The sequence below is a fragment of the Cupriavidus mimosae genome (assembly GCF_023952485.1).
In the GTDB taxonomy this organism is placed as follows: Bacteria; Pseudomonadota; Gammaproteobacteria; order Burkholderiales; family Burkholderiaceae; genus Cupriavidus; species Cupriavidus taiwanensis_C.
Window position 1 is genome coordinate 40819 of sequence record NZ_JALHRY010000007.1, and the last position, 14306, is coordinate 55124.

The 14306-nt window shown below is 65.9% G+C and carries 15 protein-coding genes and 2 riboswitches; of the genes, 6 read left to right on the top strand and 9 right to left on the bottom strand.

Annotation, left to right across the window (positions count from 1 at the left end):
- The first annotated feature begins 134 nt into the window (after window positions 1–134).
- Complete coding sequence (locus MKD50_RS14590; protein WP_252667426.1) at window positions 135–1007, top strand: Bug family tripartite tricarboxylate transporter substrate binding protein; 873 nt, start codon at window positions 135–137, stop codon at window positions 1005–1007.
- A 104-nt stretch (window positions 1008–1111) separates the two neighbouring features.
- Here MKD50_RS14590 and MKD50_RS30730 read toward each other — a convergent pair whose 3' ends face one another.
- The 8 genes from MKD50_RS30730 to MKD50_RS14630 all read right to left on the bottom strand — a co-directional run bounded on the left by MKD50_RS30730 (window position 1112) and on the right by MKD50_RS14630 (window position 6783).
- Entirely contained in the window at window positions 1112–1297 is a 186-nt protein-coding gene (locus tag MKD50_RS30730) for a DUF1484 family protein (protein ID WP_252667427.1), read from the bottom strand.
- A gap of 430 nt (window positions 1298–1727) precedes the next feature.
- Window positions 1728–2492 (bottom strand): arsenical resistance protein ArsH, encoded by a 765-nt coding sequence (gene arsH, locus MKD50_RS14600; protein ID WP_252667428.1) that lies wholly within the window; start codon window positions 2490–2492, stop codon window positions 1728–1730.
- 31 nt (window positions 2493–2523) lie between these two features.
- Window positions 2524–3228: an aquaporin gene (locus MKD50_RS14605; RefSeq protein WP_252667429.1), complete on the bottom strand. Its 705-nt coding sequence runs from the start codon at window positions 3226–3228 to the stop codon at window positions 2524–2526.
- Between the two features lie 5 nt (window positions 3229–3233).
- Window positions 3234–3728 carry an arsenate reductase ArsC gene (locus MKD50_RS14610; RefSeq protein ID WP_252667430.1) on the bottom strand — a complete coding sequence of 165 codons (495 nt, stop codon included), beginning with the start codon at window positions 3726–3728 and terminating at the stop codon, window positions 3234–3236.
- 54 nt (window positions 3729–3782) lie between these two features.
- On the bottom strand, window positions 3783–4265 hold the full coding sequence (locus MKD50_RS14615) for an ArsI/CadI family heavy metal resistance metalloenzyme (RefSeq protein WP_252667431.1): 483 nt from the start codon (window positions 4263–4265) through the stop codon (window positions 3783–3785).
- Entirely contained in the window at window positions 4262–4597 is a 336-nt protein-coding gene (locus tag MKD50_RS14620) for an ArsR/SmtB family transcription factor (protein ID WP_252667433.1), read from the bottom strand. The genes MKD50_RS14615 and MKD50_RS14620 overlap by 4 nt, the downstream gene beginning before the upstream one ends.
- A gap of 303 nt (window positions 4598–4900) precedes the next feature.
- The gene (locus tag MKD50_RS14625; protein ID WP_116313453.1) at window positions 4901–5086 is read right to left on the bottom strand and encodes a DUF1484 family protein; all 186 of its coding nucleotides are present in this window, start codon (window positions 5084–5086) and stop codon (window positions 4901–4903) included.
- Window positions 5087–5472: 386 nt separating this feature from the next.
- Entirely contained in the window at window positions 5473–6783 is a 1311-nt protein-coding gene (locus tag MKD50_RS14630) for a D-amino acid dehydrogenase (RefSeq protein WP_371925349.1), read from the bottom strand.
- Between the two features lie 15 nt (window positions 6784–6798).
- A riboswitch (glycine riboswitch) is annotated at window positions 6799–6917 on the bottom strand.
- Window positions 6918–7016: riboswitch (glycine riboswitch) on the bottom strand.
- Between the two features lie 234 nt (window positions 7017–7250).
- Between MKD50_RS14630 and MKD50_RS14635 the strand changes: the two genes are divergently transcribed.
- The 3 genes from MKD50_RS14635 to MKD50_RS14645 are packed head-to-tail and all read left to right on the top strand — an operon-like array spanning window position 7251 to window position 11297.
- A complete protein-coding gene (locus MKD50_RS14635; protein ID WP_252667437.1) occupies window positions 7251–9539 on the top strand; it encodes a TonB-dependent receptor in 2289 nt (762 codons plus the stop codon).
- Between the two features lie 25 nt (window positions 9540–9564).
- Window positions 9565–10791: a sialidase family protein gene (locus MKD50_RS14640; RefSeq protein WP_256503745.1), complete on the top strand. Its 1227-nt coding sequence runs from the start codon at window positions 9565–9567 to the stop codon at window positions 10789–10791.
- Entirely contained in the window at window positions 10788–11297 is a 510-nt protein-coding gene (locus MKD50_RS14645) for a TlpA family protein disulfide reductase (RefSeq protein WP_252667439.1), read from the top strand. Before MKD50_RS14640 ends, MKD50_RS14645 begins: the two co-directional genes overlap by 4 nt.
- Window positions 11298–11340: 43 nt before the next feature.
- Here the strand turns inward: MKD50_RS14645 and MKD50_RS14650 are convergent, their stop codons facing one another.
- Complete coding sequence (locus MKD50_RS14650; protein ID WP_252667440.1) at window positions 11341–11817, bottom strand: DUF3597 domain-containing protein; 477 nt, start codon at window positions 11815–11817, stop codon at window positions 11341–11343.
- A 315-nt stretch (window positions 11818–12132) separates the two neighbouring features.
- Here MKD50_RS14650 and MKD50_RS14655 point away from each other — a divergent pair, with 315 nt between their 5' ends.
- Both MKD50_RS14655 and MKD50_RS14660 read left to right on the top strand, forming a co-directional pair.
- Window positions 12133–13221: a porin gene (locus tag MKD50_RS14655; RefSeq protein ID WP_252667441.1), complete on the top strand. Its 1089-nt coding sequence runs from the start codon at window positions 12133–12135 to the stop codon at window positions 13219–13221.
- A 32-nt stretch (window positions 13222–13253) separates the two neighbouring features.
- A complete protein-coding gene (locus tag MKD50_RS14660; RefSeq protein ID WP_252667442.1) occupies window positions 13254–14300 on the top strand; it encodes an MBL fold metallo-hydrolase in 1047 nt (348 codons plus the stop codon).
- Window positions 14301–14306 lie beyond the last annotated feature (6 nt).

Sequence of the window (14306 nt, forward strand, 5' to 3'; positions counted from 1 at the left end):
CTCCGAGGAAGACAATGATGAACCGACGCAGGTGGTTACAGGACACACTTCCCGCCGCCATCGCGGCGTGTCTCGCGCCGAACGTGTTCGCGCAGGCCCCGACACCCTCTATCTGGCCATCGCGCCCATTGCGGATGATCGTGCCGGGCGGTGCGGGTTCGGGCACCGACCTCGTCGCCAGGGTGTTCGCCGACCCGCTCTCGCGCGCGCTGCGGCAACCGGTCGTGGTCGAGAACCGGCCCGGCGCCAATGGCATTGTCGGCAACAACCTGGCGGCCAAGTCGGCGCCGGACGGCTATACCGTCTTGTTCAGCAACGCCTCCGCGATCGCGATCAACGCAGCGCTGCGTGACGACATGCCCTACGACACGAATCAGGACCTGGCACCGGTGATCCAGGTCAGCGCCGGCGGCGTGCTGCTGGTGGCAACCGCCGAGACGCCGGTGCGCGACCTTGCAAGCTTTGTCGACTATGTCCGCGCGCATCCCAACCTTGCGTACGGCACGTGGGGCGTCGGCTCGACCGGCCACCTGGCGATGGAAGCCATTGCCCGCCAGCGCGACCTGCGCATGCGGCATATTCCGTACAAGACCATGGGGCAACTGCTCACCGACCTGCAGGGCGGGGTCGTCAGCATTGCATTCGTCGACGCGCGTTCGCCGCTGTCACTGATCCAGGCCCGCAAGCTGGTGCCGGTTGCCATGACCGGCACGCGGCGCTCGCCCATGCTGCCGGAGGTGCGCACGCTGAAGGAGCAAGGCTTCGACCTGGATCTCGATGGCTGGTACGGCGTCTTTGCCCCGGCCCGAACGCCGGCCGGGATCGTGCTGAGGCTAAACGAGGAAATCGCCAGGGTGATGGTGGCGCCGGCATTGCAGGCCAGCTTCGCTCAGCAGGGCCTGCTGTGGGTGGAGAAGAATTCGCCGGAACAGTTTGCGCGTGTGATCCAGAGGGATATCCGGGCGTGGAAATCGCTGGCAGCTAGCGCAAAGATCAAGGTTGATTAAAGACCAGTTCGGCAATGCTGTCAGGGCGCTACGGATGACGACGCCTAGGTGGTTCCTGCAGCAAGGTGTGACAGCGCAAAGTCACCGTCACACCCGCCAGCCGGCTATTGCAGCCGCCCTCGCTCAACCATCAACCCATCAAGCTGCATCTTCACCATGCCAAGCAGGCACAGCGCACTGAAGCAACCCTCCGAGTTTTCGCTTTCGTGATCCAGGAGTACGAGAACTCCTTCAATACCAGCGCGAACCTGCTGCAGGCATTCATTGGTCATTTCATCGATCGTCGTCATTGATTCCTCACAAGTGAGTGCGCGCCACTCCTTTCCACGTGAGGGCGGCGGGCCAGTCGACGAGGGTGGAAAGACCGGTCTGACGAGGGGAACCGGCCAGCCTTGCGGCTGCCTCGCTTGGCCCGCCATGGAACCATGCGAGCGCACAGGCGTTGCTTGCTGCAAGCGCAACGCCTGTCCTCGTCAGACATCCGGGCTTTCCACACCCGATCATCGGTGATCCGATGACGCCACCAGTATTTCCTGTCAGTACCGGGGAATCGATGAGAGATGTGGCATTTCCAGGGGCGCGCGAAGTTTGAATCCTCGCAACGGATTCAGAAATCGCTGACTCTTGAAAGTGGGCATACATCCAAATGCAGGCGAGCCAGCGTGGGTTGGGATTTCGGGCGTGGCAGGAGCCGGTGCTCCTGGCCATCCCATCGGCCGGCTATTCGACTTCGCCGCTATCCGTGTCGCTGACCTGCGCGTCGTGTTCATGGCGCATGGCCGCCGCGGCGAGCGCGGTGACGTTTGCCGGCGCCGCTTCCTTGCGCTCGCTGTAGCGATCCGTCAGGTAGTCGCTGCGATCACGCACGAGCAGGGTGAACTTGTAAAGTTCTTCCATCACGTCGACCACGCGGTCATAGTAAGAGGACGGCTTCATGCGGCCGTTGGTGTCGAACTCCTGGTATGCCTTGGCTACCGATGACTGGTTCGGAATCGTCACCATGCGCATCCAGCGCCCCAGCACGCGCAGCGCGTTGACCGCGTTGAACGACTGCGAGCCGCCGCAAACCTGCATCACGGCGAGCGTGCGACCCTGAGTCGGTCGGATGGCTCCGATCTCCAGGGGCAGCCAGTCGATCTGATTCTTGAATACGGCGGTCAGCGTGCCGTGCCGCTCGGGACTGCACCACACCTGACCTTCCGACCACTCCGAGAGCTTGCGCAGTTCAACCACTTTGGGATGATCCGCCGGAACACTGTCGCACACCGGCAGGTCATGCGGATCGAAGACGCGAGTCTGCGCGCCGAAATGTTGCAGGATCCGCTCGGCTTCCTGCACCAGCAGGCGGCTATAAGACGTTTCGCGCAGCGAGCCATAGAGCAGCAGGATGCGCGGCGGATGCGTGCTGACGCGAGTCGGTTGCAGCTTGGCCAGGTCTGGTGTATCGAGCACGGCCGGGACCACATTGGGCAGATCCATGGTCATTTGATCCTCCGTCCTTGCGTTGCAGTCGGCGTCAGTCCGCCGGGTGTTCGCCGGATGCTTCGATCACGTTGGGGTGGCCGTGTGGCAACGCACGCGGCTCCAGCAGCCGGTGCAGCCCCAGCCCGATGGCCGCGCCCAGACACTGCGCCAGCATGAAGCCCGGCACGCTCGCCGGTGCGATGCCCGCAAAGCTGTCGCTGAACATGCGCCCGAACGCGGCTGCGGGATTGGCAAACGATGTGGATGCGGTGAACCAGTATGCCGAGCCGATATACGCCGCCACCATGGCGGAGGCGCGCCCGTCCGGCGCGCGCAGGATCACCAGAAGCAGGCCGGCGGTCGCGACGGTTTCAGCAAGCCATTGCCCCGGACCGCTGCGGACCTTGCTGGAAAGCTGCAGGATCGTCATGTCAAACATGGCATGGGCGAGCCAGGCCCCCAGCACCGCGCCTGCGAGCTGGGCCGCGATGTAGGGCAGCAGCGCCGCGCCGGGCAGTTCACCCCGCGCCACCATCACCGCGCTCACCGCTGGATTGAAGTGCGCGCCGCTGACCGGGCCAAAGACCTCGATCAGGATATACAGCCCACCGACCGTGGCGGCCGTGTTGGCCAGCAGAGCGACTGCGACATTGCCGCCGGCAAGCCGTTCGGCCATGATGCCCGAGCCGGTGACGATGGCCAGCAGCAGCGCCGTTCCCAAGGCTTCGGCGCCCAGCCTGTTGCGCAGATCGGCCATGACGCTCAGCTTCGCGAGATACGGTTCAGATGGCCCTGCAGCTCCGCATTGCTCAGCGTGTCGAGCGGCAGCGCCAGCAATTGCAGCATGCGGTAGCCGATGGCCTGACGTGTCAACTCGAATGCCTGCCGCTTCTTTTCGTCGCCGCCTTCCGTGTTCGACGGATCAGGGTAGCCCCAATGCACCTTGACCGGGCTGCCCGGCCAATACGGGCACTGCTCTTCGGCGGCACTGTCGCAGACCGTGATGACCACCCGCATCTCGGGAGCATTCCCGCCGACAAATTCGTCCCAGCTCTTGCTGCGGAAGTCGTCGACGTCGACGCCGGCATTGCCAAGCACCTCGAGGGCGAATGGATTGATGCGCCCGCTTGGCGCGCTCCCGGCGCTATAGGCGCGCACATCGCGGCCCGACTGCCGGGCCAGATGGTTCAACATGCCCTCGCTCAGCACACTGCGGGCGGAGTTGTGGGTGCACAGAATCAGTACGTTGGTGGTCATGGGGCGCTACGAGATCATTGAGGTGCGGATCGGAATGCGTGTGAGGACGCACCCTTAGCAGCAGGACGGCGTGGACTTGACCGCGACGCCGATCGGCTTGCCCTTCGGAGCGCGGAGGGCGCAACAGGCCGATTCCTGGCCCGCCGCATCGATTTTCCGGGATTCGCCGTACACCGGCACATTACCCAGGGTATGGAAGTGCTCCCACGCGATGCCTTGCGGATCCGTGACCCAGTACTTCTCGCTCTTGGCGTAGCAGCAGGTGGTCTCGCCTTCGTCGAGCAACGCCATGTCGGCCGCTTCGGCCCGCTGCTTCAGTTCGGCCAGCTCGGCCGCGTCGTCTGTCTGAAACCCGAGGTGGTCGATGCCGGTCTCCGCGCCACGGGCCGAAATGGCGAAGTTCACGCGCGGATCCTCCAGCATCCACTTCGCATAGTCCTCTTTTACGACCGTGGGCTCGGACGCGAAGAGGGCTGAGTAGTAGCGAATGCTCGCAGACAGGTCGGTGACGCTGACGTGCACGTGGAAGCGCTTCATGATTTGGGCTCCGAGGCGACGAAACATTGGGACACAGGGGAGCACGGATTGCCGCTGCAGCAGTTTTCCGTAAGGTAGCCAAGCAGTGCGTTCATGGTCTCGAAATGGGCCATGTAAATGATCGAGCGTCCGTCCTGCCTGCTGGATAACAAGCCGGCACGGTGCAACTCCTTCAGGTGAAAGGAGAGGGATGACGCCGGCATGTCCATCAACTCGGCTATGCGGCCCGCGGGAAGGCCGCCAGGCCCGGCCTGCACGAGCAGCCGGAACACGGACAAACGTATCGAATGGGCGAGCGCGGCAAGCGCATCAAGGGCGTGATCGGTTTCCATTTTTCGACGATAGTCGAATAATGGAAGTGTGTGAAGTGAAATTTTTGTGACGAAGGCACAGTGAGTGTGTGGCTTCGCCGCCCCATTTCAGCTGTAGCTGCGTGTGGCCGGTCTTTGGCCACCGAACATACGACTGCGCTATCGTCAGAATCAGTAACCGAACTGACGCTTAACGACTAAAGAGAGCCTGTCAAAGCGTGATCGTTCAGGATCAATGAGGGCCGGTTTGCAGGCGGTGTTTCAAGGTGCTTCCCGCAGAACAAGGGTGTGACATCCCAAACTCACTGTCACACCCGTCAGCCACTATTGCAACCGCTCTCGCTCAACCATCAGCCCATCCAGCTGCATCTTCACCATGCCAAGCAGACACAGCGCACTGAAGCAGCCGTCCGAACTTTCGCTTTCGTGATCCAGCAGTACGAGAACCCCTTCAATTCCTGCGCGAACCTGCTGAAGACAGTCGTTTGTGATTTCATCGATCGTTGCCATAAGTTCCCCACTAGTAAAGGCGCGCCACTCATTTCCACATGAGGGCGGCGGGCCAGACGGCGAGGGTGGAAAGACCGGTCAAAGGTGGGGAACCGGTCAGCCTTGCGGCTGCCTCGCCCGGCCCGCCAGGGAGCCGGCTTGGTTCGTGCGAACACACAGGCGTTGCCCGCTACAAGCGCAACGCCTGTCCACCTTATACATCCGGGCTTTCCACACCCGATCATCGGTGGTCCGATGACGCCACCAGTATTTCCTGTCGGTACCGGGGAATCGATGAGAGATGTCGCATTTCCAGGGACGCGCGAAGTTTGAATCCGGGCAACGGATTCAGAAATCGCTGACTCTTGGAAATGCGCTTGCGTGCTAAGCCCTTTGCCTCCGCCGCCTCACGCCCGCACCGGCGCCAAAACCGCGCCAGGCACCATCGCCGGCGCACTCCCCATTGCCTGGTCCACAACCCCCGCCACCATCTCCGCCGTCACCGCCGACAAGGTCCACCCCAAATGCCCATGGCCGGTGTTGTAGAAGATGCAGGCGGAGCGGCCGCGCCCCACGCGCGGCAGCATGTCGGGCAGCATCGGCCGCAGCCCGGCCCATGGCACCACGCTGCGCGTGCTGACGCCGGGGAAGCACTGCTGCACCCAGTCCACCAGCGGGCGGATGCGGTCGGCGCGGATATCGCGGTTGGTGCCGTTGAACTCGGCGGTGCCGGCGACGCGGAAGCGGTCGTGGCCGAGGCGGCTGGTGACCAGCTTGGTTTCGTCGTCGAGCAGGCTGACCACCGGTGCCGCGGCGCGGCTGGCGTCGTCGGTCAGGTTGACCGTGATCGAATAGCCCTTGACCGGATAGATGTTGACGCGGTCGCCCAGCCCTGCCGCCAGGGCGCGGCTTGCGATGCCTGCGCAGATCACGGCTCCGTCGAAGGTAGAGCTGGCGCTGTCCGCGCCGTCCTGCACGGTGACGGTGGCATGCCGTCCGTCCGTCTTCACCGCGCGCACGTCCTGGCCGTACCGGCAGCGCACGCCCAGGCGAGCAGCGGCGGCGGCCAGGCCGCTGGTGAACTTGTGGATGTCGCCGGTCGAATCGCTTTCGGTGAAGTAGCCGCCGTAGTAGGAGCCCGCCAGCGTCGGCTCGATCGCGCGCATCTCCTGCGGGGTCACCGCGCGCCGCTCGAGCCCGCCCTGCGCCAGCAGCGCGGAGACGCGGCCGGCATGCTCGAAGCCGGCCTGGTCGCGGTAGATATGGAGAATGCCTTCCTTCTTCAGATCGAAATCGATGCCTTCCTGCGCCGCCCAGGCAAACAGGTGCTCGCGCGCGGCGATGGCCAGGCGCGCGGTCTCGATGGTGTTGCGGCGGTAGTGGGGAATCGACGCGATGAACTCGGCGAACCACGACAGCTTGTGCCAGCTGGGCCGGGGATTGACCAGCAGCGGCGCATCCTTGCGCAGCATCCACTTCATCCCCTTGACGATGGTGGACCAGTGGGTCCATACCTCGGCGTTGGATGCGGAGAGCTGGCCGCCGTTGGCGAACGAGGTCTCCATGGCGGCATAGCGATGCCGTTCGAACAGCGTGACGGAGAATCCGCGCCGCGCCAGCGCGTAGGCGGTGGTGACACCGGTGATGCCACCGCCGATGACAGCGATTGTCTTCATGATCTGCAGGATCCAGGAACGTCGAAGGGTGGGAGTCCGCACGCGACATGCGTGTAGGACGCCCCCTCTGTTCTGGACCTGAGAGATTCACGACGCCTTGCCACTGGGGCGGGCGCGCTTGCTCCTTCGGTATGCCGGGCGGACGATGGCGTCCGGCATTCTTCAGAGTGCACTGACGGGTGATGCCGGTCCTTTTGCCTGAGAGTTTCCGGGGCGGTTGCTCCTTCGGCGCCGTGCGCGGCGGGCGCCGCGACAGTCTCTCCCTGCATCACGCTGGCTTGACGCCAGTCGGGGCAATGTAGTGACAAGGCCCCGTATTGGATATACGGGTTAACACGGATGCATGCGGATATGGCTGCGCTGGCCGCGTCGCTATGTCGCATCGGCCAATGGCTTCCGGCGCCATAAAATGTCAGCGCTCGCTATCGGGGAAGCTCGGGGGCGCCCGGGAGGAGCGCCTGCTGCCGCGCAGGCGCGGCGAGCCCACAACGACGACAACAAGGCATTCAGTGAAGAAACACCGCATTGCACTGGCCGTTTCGGCAGTGCTGATGGGCCCCGCCGTGGCCGCCGCCCAAGGGGTGGAGGCACCCGTGGAGGCGCCCGCGCCGCTGCAGGAGGTGGTGGTATCGGCCCGCCCCGAACGCGGCGAGACGCCGGCGATCCCGCCCAACACGCCGGCGCCGGCGTATGGCATCAGCAGCACGCGCATGGCCGACTTTAACGTGGTCAATACCGAGGACGCGCTCAAGTACGCGCCCAACCTCGCCGTGCGCAAGCGCTTTATCGGCGATATGAATTCGATCATTTCGGTGCGCAGCACCAGTTCGCGCCAGTCGGCACGCGGGCTGGTCTATGCGGACGGGCTGCTGCTGTCCAACCTGCTGGGCTCGGACTTCAGCTTCCCGCCGCGCTGGTCGCTGGTCAATGCCGCCGAGATCGAGCGTATGGACGTGCTGTACGGGCCGTATTCGGCGCTGTATCCCGGCAATTCGCTGGGCGCGACGGTGCTGATCACCACGCGCACGCCGGAGAAGTTCGAGGGCGATGCCAGCGTGCAGCTGTTCACGCAGCGCTTCGGCCTGTACGGCACCCACGATAACTTCAACGGGGTGCATGCCAACGCCTATGTGGGCGACCGCGTCGGCGCGTTCTCGTGGCTGGTCAGCGTGGACCGGCAGGACAGCAAGAGCCAGCCGCTCAGCTTCTATACCGCGTCGCGCTCGGAGCGGCCCGCGGGCGCCGCCGACACGCCGGTCTCGGGGGCCTATTTCGACCAGGACCAGAGCGGCCGCGACCGCGTGGTGATGGGCGTGAACAGCGAGGGCGTTACGCATACGGTGCAGGACCAGCTCAAGCTCAAGCTCGGCTACGACATCACCAGCACGCTGCAGGCGCAGTTCACCGCTGCCTACTGGCAGCAGGACCGCTCCAACGCCACCGGCAGCTACCTGCGCGATGCCAATGGCAACGTGGTGTCCGGCGGTCCGGTGAACATCGGCGGCTACCAGTACGTGATTCCAGCCAACGCCTTTGCGCCCGGCAATGGCGAGGATGCACGCTGGCTCTACGGCCTGTCGCTGCGCACGCGCAACCAGACGGGGTGGAATTTTTCCGGGGTAGCGTCGCTGTTCGATGTCAGCAAGGACGTGAGCCGCAGCGCCAACACCGTCGGCAACGGACCGGGCACGGTCACCTATGGCGACGGCACCGGCTGGCGCACGCTCGACCTGAAAGCAGATTACCGCCCCGAGCGCCTGCAGGGCGGGCACTGGGTCACCTTCGGCTACCACTATGACAACTACCGGCTGAGCAACACCACCTACAACACCTCGGACTGGCGCGCGGCCACCATCACCGCGTTCAACAATGCCTTCGCCGGCAAGACCGAGACCCAGGCGCTCTACGCGCAGGACGCCTGGTACTTCGCCGAGGACTGGAAGCTGATCCCGGGCGTGCGCTACGAGCACTGGCGCGCCTATGACGGCAGCCGCAGCCAGCCTGGCGTGGATATCGGCTATCCGGTGCGCAGCGAATCCAACTGGTCGCCCAAGCTGGCGCTGGAGAAGGCGTTGGGGCAGGACTGGCTGGGCCGGCTGTCGCTGGGCCAGGCCTATCGCTACCCGACCGTCAGCGAGCTGTTCCAGGGTCGCATCACCGGTACCGCGCTGATCAACAACGATCCCAACCTGCGGCCCGAGCGCTCGTTCTCGAAGGACCTGACCTTCGAGCGCACGGTGGAGGCGTCGAATTTCCGGGTCTCGCTGTACGAGGACGATATCCGCGATGCGCTGGTCAGCCAGACCAACACCACGGTGTTCCCCACCGTCACCAGTTTCCAGAACGTCGACCGGGTGCGCACGCGCGGCATCGAGCTGGCCTACGATGGGCGCGACGTGCTGGTGAGCGGCTTCGACCTCTCGGCCAGCGGCGCCTACAACCATTCGAAGACGCTGGAGAACGCCAACAACCCGGCCTCGGTGGGCAAGTATTTCTATCGCATCCCTAAGTGGCGCGCCAACCTGGTGGGCACCTATCGCTTCACGCCGGCGTGGGCCGGCACGCTGGCGATGACCTATTCGGGCCGGCAGTACAATACGCTCGACAATTCGGACCACAACCCCGACACCTTCGGCGGCACCAGCAGCTTCCTGACCTTCGACGTCAAGGTGACGTACAAGCCCGCGCGCAATGTGCGGCTCGGGCTTGGCATCGACAACCTCACCGACCAGCGCTATTACGTCTACCACCCGTACCCGGGCCGGACGTTCTACGCCGAGGCGAAACTTTCCTTCTGAGCACGTGAACACGCTGACCTCCACCATGCCAGGCGCCCGCCGCGCGTACCGCCTGATCGCTGCGGGACTGGTGGCCTGCGCCACGCTGGCGTCGGCCGCCGTGGCCGCGCAGGCGCACGGCGGCCACGCCAGCCACGGCGGCCAGGCCAGGGCGAAAATGAGCGAACTCGGCACCGGCGCGGCCTTCGACCGCGACGGCAGGCTGTGGATTGCCTACAAGGATGGCCAGCATGTCGCGGTGCGGTCGTCGACGGACTACGGTCGCAGCTTCAGCGCGGCGCGGCATGTCAACGCCACGCCGGAGCCGGTCGCCGCCGATCATGAAAGCCGTCCCAAGGTGGCCACGGGGCCCGACGGGCAGGTCTACATCACCTGGACCCAGCCGCTGCCCACGCCGTGGACCGGCTTTATCCGCTTTGCGCGCTCCACCGACGGCGGCAAGTCCTTTGCCGAGCCGCTGACGGTGCATGCCAACCGCGACCAGATTGCGCATCGCTTCGACGCCCTTGCGGTGGACCCGGCCGGGCGCGTCTTTGTCAGCTGGATCGACAAGCGCGACGTGGCCGCCGCCGAGGCGCGCAAGCAGCCGTATGCCGGCGCCGCGATCTACTACGCGGTGTCGGCCGATCACGGCAAGACCTTCCAGGGCGACTACAAGATCGCCGACCAGTCGTGCGAATGCTGCCGCATCGCGCTGACGCCCACCCCCGACGGCAGGATGCTGGCGCTGTGGCGTCATGTGTTCCCGCCCAACGCGCGCGACCACGCGCTGGCGCTGCTGGGCGCCGACGGCAAGGCCACGCCGATGCAGCGCGCCAGCTTCGACGACTGGCGCATCGACGCGTGCCCGCACCACGGCCCCGGCGCTTCGGTGGCGCCGGACGGCACGGTGCACATGGTCTGGTTCAGCGTGCGCGACGGCAAGCCGACGGTGTCGGTGGGGCGCTGGCGCGACGGCAAGCTGCAGGCGCAACGCGCGCTCGATGACCCGCGCGCACAGCATGCCGATATCGTCGCGCTCAATGACCACGACATCGCGGTGGTGTGGAAGTCGTTCGATGGCCAGAAGACGCGGCTTTCCGCCATGCTGTCGCACGATGGCGGCAAGACCTGGCAGACTCGCAAGCTGGCCGGCACCGAGCGCGATTCCGACCAGCCGCACCTGCTGCAGCATGCCGGCCGTGCCTACGTGCTATGGCGCACCGAGGCCGAGGGCTTCCAGGTCTTCGCGCTTGGGCAGGAGGGCGCATGATGCGATCGCGCCGCCAACTCCTCGCTGCCGCCCTGACTGCCGCGGTTACCGCGTGCGCGCTGATGCTCGGCACCGCCAATGCCGCCGATCGCGTCGCCGTGTTCGAATCCGCCAGCGCCGCGCGCATCGCCGCCAGCCAGCAGGGCAAGCCCTTCGTGCTGGTGGTGTGGTCGCTGGATTGCGTCTATTGCAAGCGCAACTTCGAGGCGCTCGGCAAGCTGCGGGCGCGGCATCCGGACTTGCGCGTCGTCACGCTGGCAACGGACAGTGCCGACGCCTCGCAGCAGGTGCAAAAGATGCTCGAACGCGTCAGACTCACGCGCAATGCGTGGGTCTTCGGGCACGAGCCGCAGGAGCGGCTGCGCTATGCGGTCGATCCGGACTGGATGGGCGAAATGCCGCGCACCTACTTCTATCGCGCCGATGGCCAGCGGCAGGGCGTGTCCGGCGTGATCAGCGAAGCCGACTGGGCGCGGCACCTGCGCTGGGCCGGCATCGCGGGCTGAGCCTGCCGCGGTGCCAGCCCGGCGCCGCCTTTCACTTCATCGCTCAGGACAATTCCTTCGGCAGCTTGCCGCCGTTGGCGGCCAACTCCTGCATCAGGCGCTTGTGCAGCCACACGTTCATCGCCGCGGAATCGTTCATGTCGCCGGTGTAGTGCAGCTCGCGCGCCAGTTCCTTGCGGTGTTCCAGGCTGCTGTCGATCCCGAGCGCCTTCATCGTATCGACGATGGAGGTGCGCCAGTTCAGCGTCTGCCCGCTCTGCTGCGCCATCCGGTCCATGATGGCCTCGACATCGACGCCCGACAGCGGCGTGGCCTGGGCCGCGGCCGGCGCGCCGGTGGTGCCCTGGACGTTGCCCGCAGGCGCCGCGCCGGTGCCGGCGGTTGGCGCAGTGCCGGCTGGTGCGCCCGCTGAAGTCGGTGTTCCGGCGGCGGGTGGGGTGCTCGCGGTGGTCGCCGTGGTGGTGGCCGCGGGCTTGTCCTTGCCCAGCAGCTTGTTGAGGATGTCCTTGAAGATGCTCATGGCGGGCTCCTGAAGGGTGGATCGGGGCAGCAAGCCCTTGCAGGTTCCGGGCCACCGTCGCGGCGCGTTGCCGTAACCCGTGCAAGGGGCACGGTTTGTAAATGGTGCGTGTAGCAAGACCGGCGTGCGCGCCACCGATCCGCCTTCGGCCACATACCGCGTTTCCCCCGGTTGGTAGTTTCCCCACTCCGCCTGCGCAGCAGACAGCGATATGATTCGCGCCTATTGGTTCAATAAAGAAACAGATGTTCAAATATGAACATTCAACGGTCAGGCAGATCCGCGGGGACTCGGCCCGGCCAGGAGGAGGCAAACATGAAAATACGCATCGCGGCAGCACTGATCGCCGCCATGCCAATGGCGGCGGCGGCCCAGTCCGTGACCCTCTACGGCGTCATCGATACAGGCGTGGAAATGCTGAACCACGTTAGCGCGGCGGGCAGTACCCTGGTGCGCCAGCCGTCGTTGGCGGCGACCGTGCCGTCGCGTTGGGGCCTGCGCGGCACCGAGGACCTTGGCCACGGGCTGAAGAGCGTGTTCGTGCTCGAATCGGGGTTTGCGCCCGACTCCGGGGTGTCGAACCAGGGCGCGCGCCTGTTCGGGCGCCAGGCCTTCGTCGGGCTGAGCGGCCCGTGGGGACAGGTCGGGTTCGGGCGCCAGTACACCATGCTGTTCTGGGCCAGGCTCGATACCGACATCCTGACCTCCAACGTGTATGGCGTAGGCTCGATCGACAGCTATATCCCCAACACGCGCGCCGACAACGCGGTGTCGTACAAGGGCAAGTTCGGCGGCTTCACGGTCGGTGCGACGTACAGCCTGGGCCGCGATGGCGTCAACGCCGGGCCGGGACCGGCCGGCACCAACTGCGCGGGCGAGAACCCCGCGGATGCACGGGCCTGCCGCGAATGGTCGGCCATGCTGATGTACGAGACCGACTGGTGGGGCGTGAGCGCCGCCTACGATTCGCTGCGCGGCGGCCCCGGCGCCTTTGGCGGCCTGACCCGCAGCAGCCTGAAAGACGATCGCTTCTCGCTGGGCGGCTACCTGCTGCTGCAGCGGACCAAGCTGGGCCTCGGGCTGCTGTCGCGCAACAACCAGGCCAGCGCCACGCCGCGCAGCGATCTGTGGTTCGCGGGCGTCTCGCATGACATCACGCCCGCGTTCAACCTCGCCGGCGAAATCTATTACCTGAGCTACCGCCACAGCGCGAACGGAGCCTGGCTTGGCGCGATCCGCGGCACCTATGCGTTCTCGAAACGTACCTCCGTCTATGCCACCGCAGGCTATATCGACAATCGCGGCCAGTCGGCGCTGTCGGTCAGCGGCGGCAGCCCCGGCGGCAATCCCGTAGCCGGTGGCAACCAGGCCGGCGTCATGCTTGGCATCAAGCAGATCTTCTGAGCCGTTGCGGCATTCTTTCAAGAGGTAGAACGATGAAACCATCCCGCTTGCTGTCGGTGCTGACCGGCATCGTCATGACCTGCGCTGCGGCGCTCGCCGCCGCCGCGCCCGCCACCACACCGGTGGCTACCGGTGCCGCAACCACTGCGACGGCCGCCCCCCGCGCTGGCGGCGCCGAGGACACCGATCGCTTCCGTGTGACGCTGCTGGGCACGGGCACGCCGGTGCCGTCGCCAGCCCGCGCCGGCTACAGCACGCTGGTGGAGGCCGGTGGCCAGAAACTGGTCTTCGATTTCGGCCGCAACGTATCGGTGCGCCTGTGGCAGCTGCGGATTCCGCTGGGCAGCGTCGATGCGCATTTCCTCACGCATTTCCATTCCGACCACCTGGTGGGCCTGCCCGACCTGTGGCTGACCGGCTGGCTGCGCCCGCCCTACGGCCGCCGCGACCGGCCCATGGCGCTGTACGGCCCGGCGGGCACGCGCGCGCTGGCGGACGGCCTGCGCCAGGCCTTTGCCGCCGACATCGCGATCCGGCACAAGGACGAGGGCAGCGCGCTGACCGGCATCACCATCGACGCGCACGACGTCGCCCCCGGCGTTGTCTACGAGAAGGACGGCGTGCGCGTGACCACCTTCGAGAACGACCACGGCGACCACATCCGCCCGTCGTACGGCTACCGCATTGACTATCGCGGCCGTTCGGTGGTGCTGTCGGGCGATACCCGCTTCAGCCCCGCCGTGGTGGCGCAGGCCAGGAACGCGGACGTGCTGGTGCATTGCGTCACGCTGATCCCGGATGCGCTGCTCGCTTCCAACCCTGCGTACCGCGCCATCTACGACCACCTGTCCTCGCCCGAGGACGCCGCGCGCGTGTTCCAGGCCGCGGCGCCGAAACTGGCCGTGTTCAGCCACATCGGCCTGAACGGCGATGCCACCGTCGGGCAGATCGTCGAGCGGGTCCGCAAGACCTATGCCGGTGGATTGGTGGTTGGCGAAGACCTGACCCGCATTGAGATCGGTCTGGATGGCCGCACCGGGACCTCGGGCGGCATCGCGGTGTGGCAGGAAAAGCCATGAGCCGCC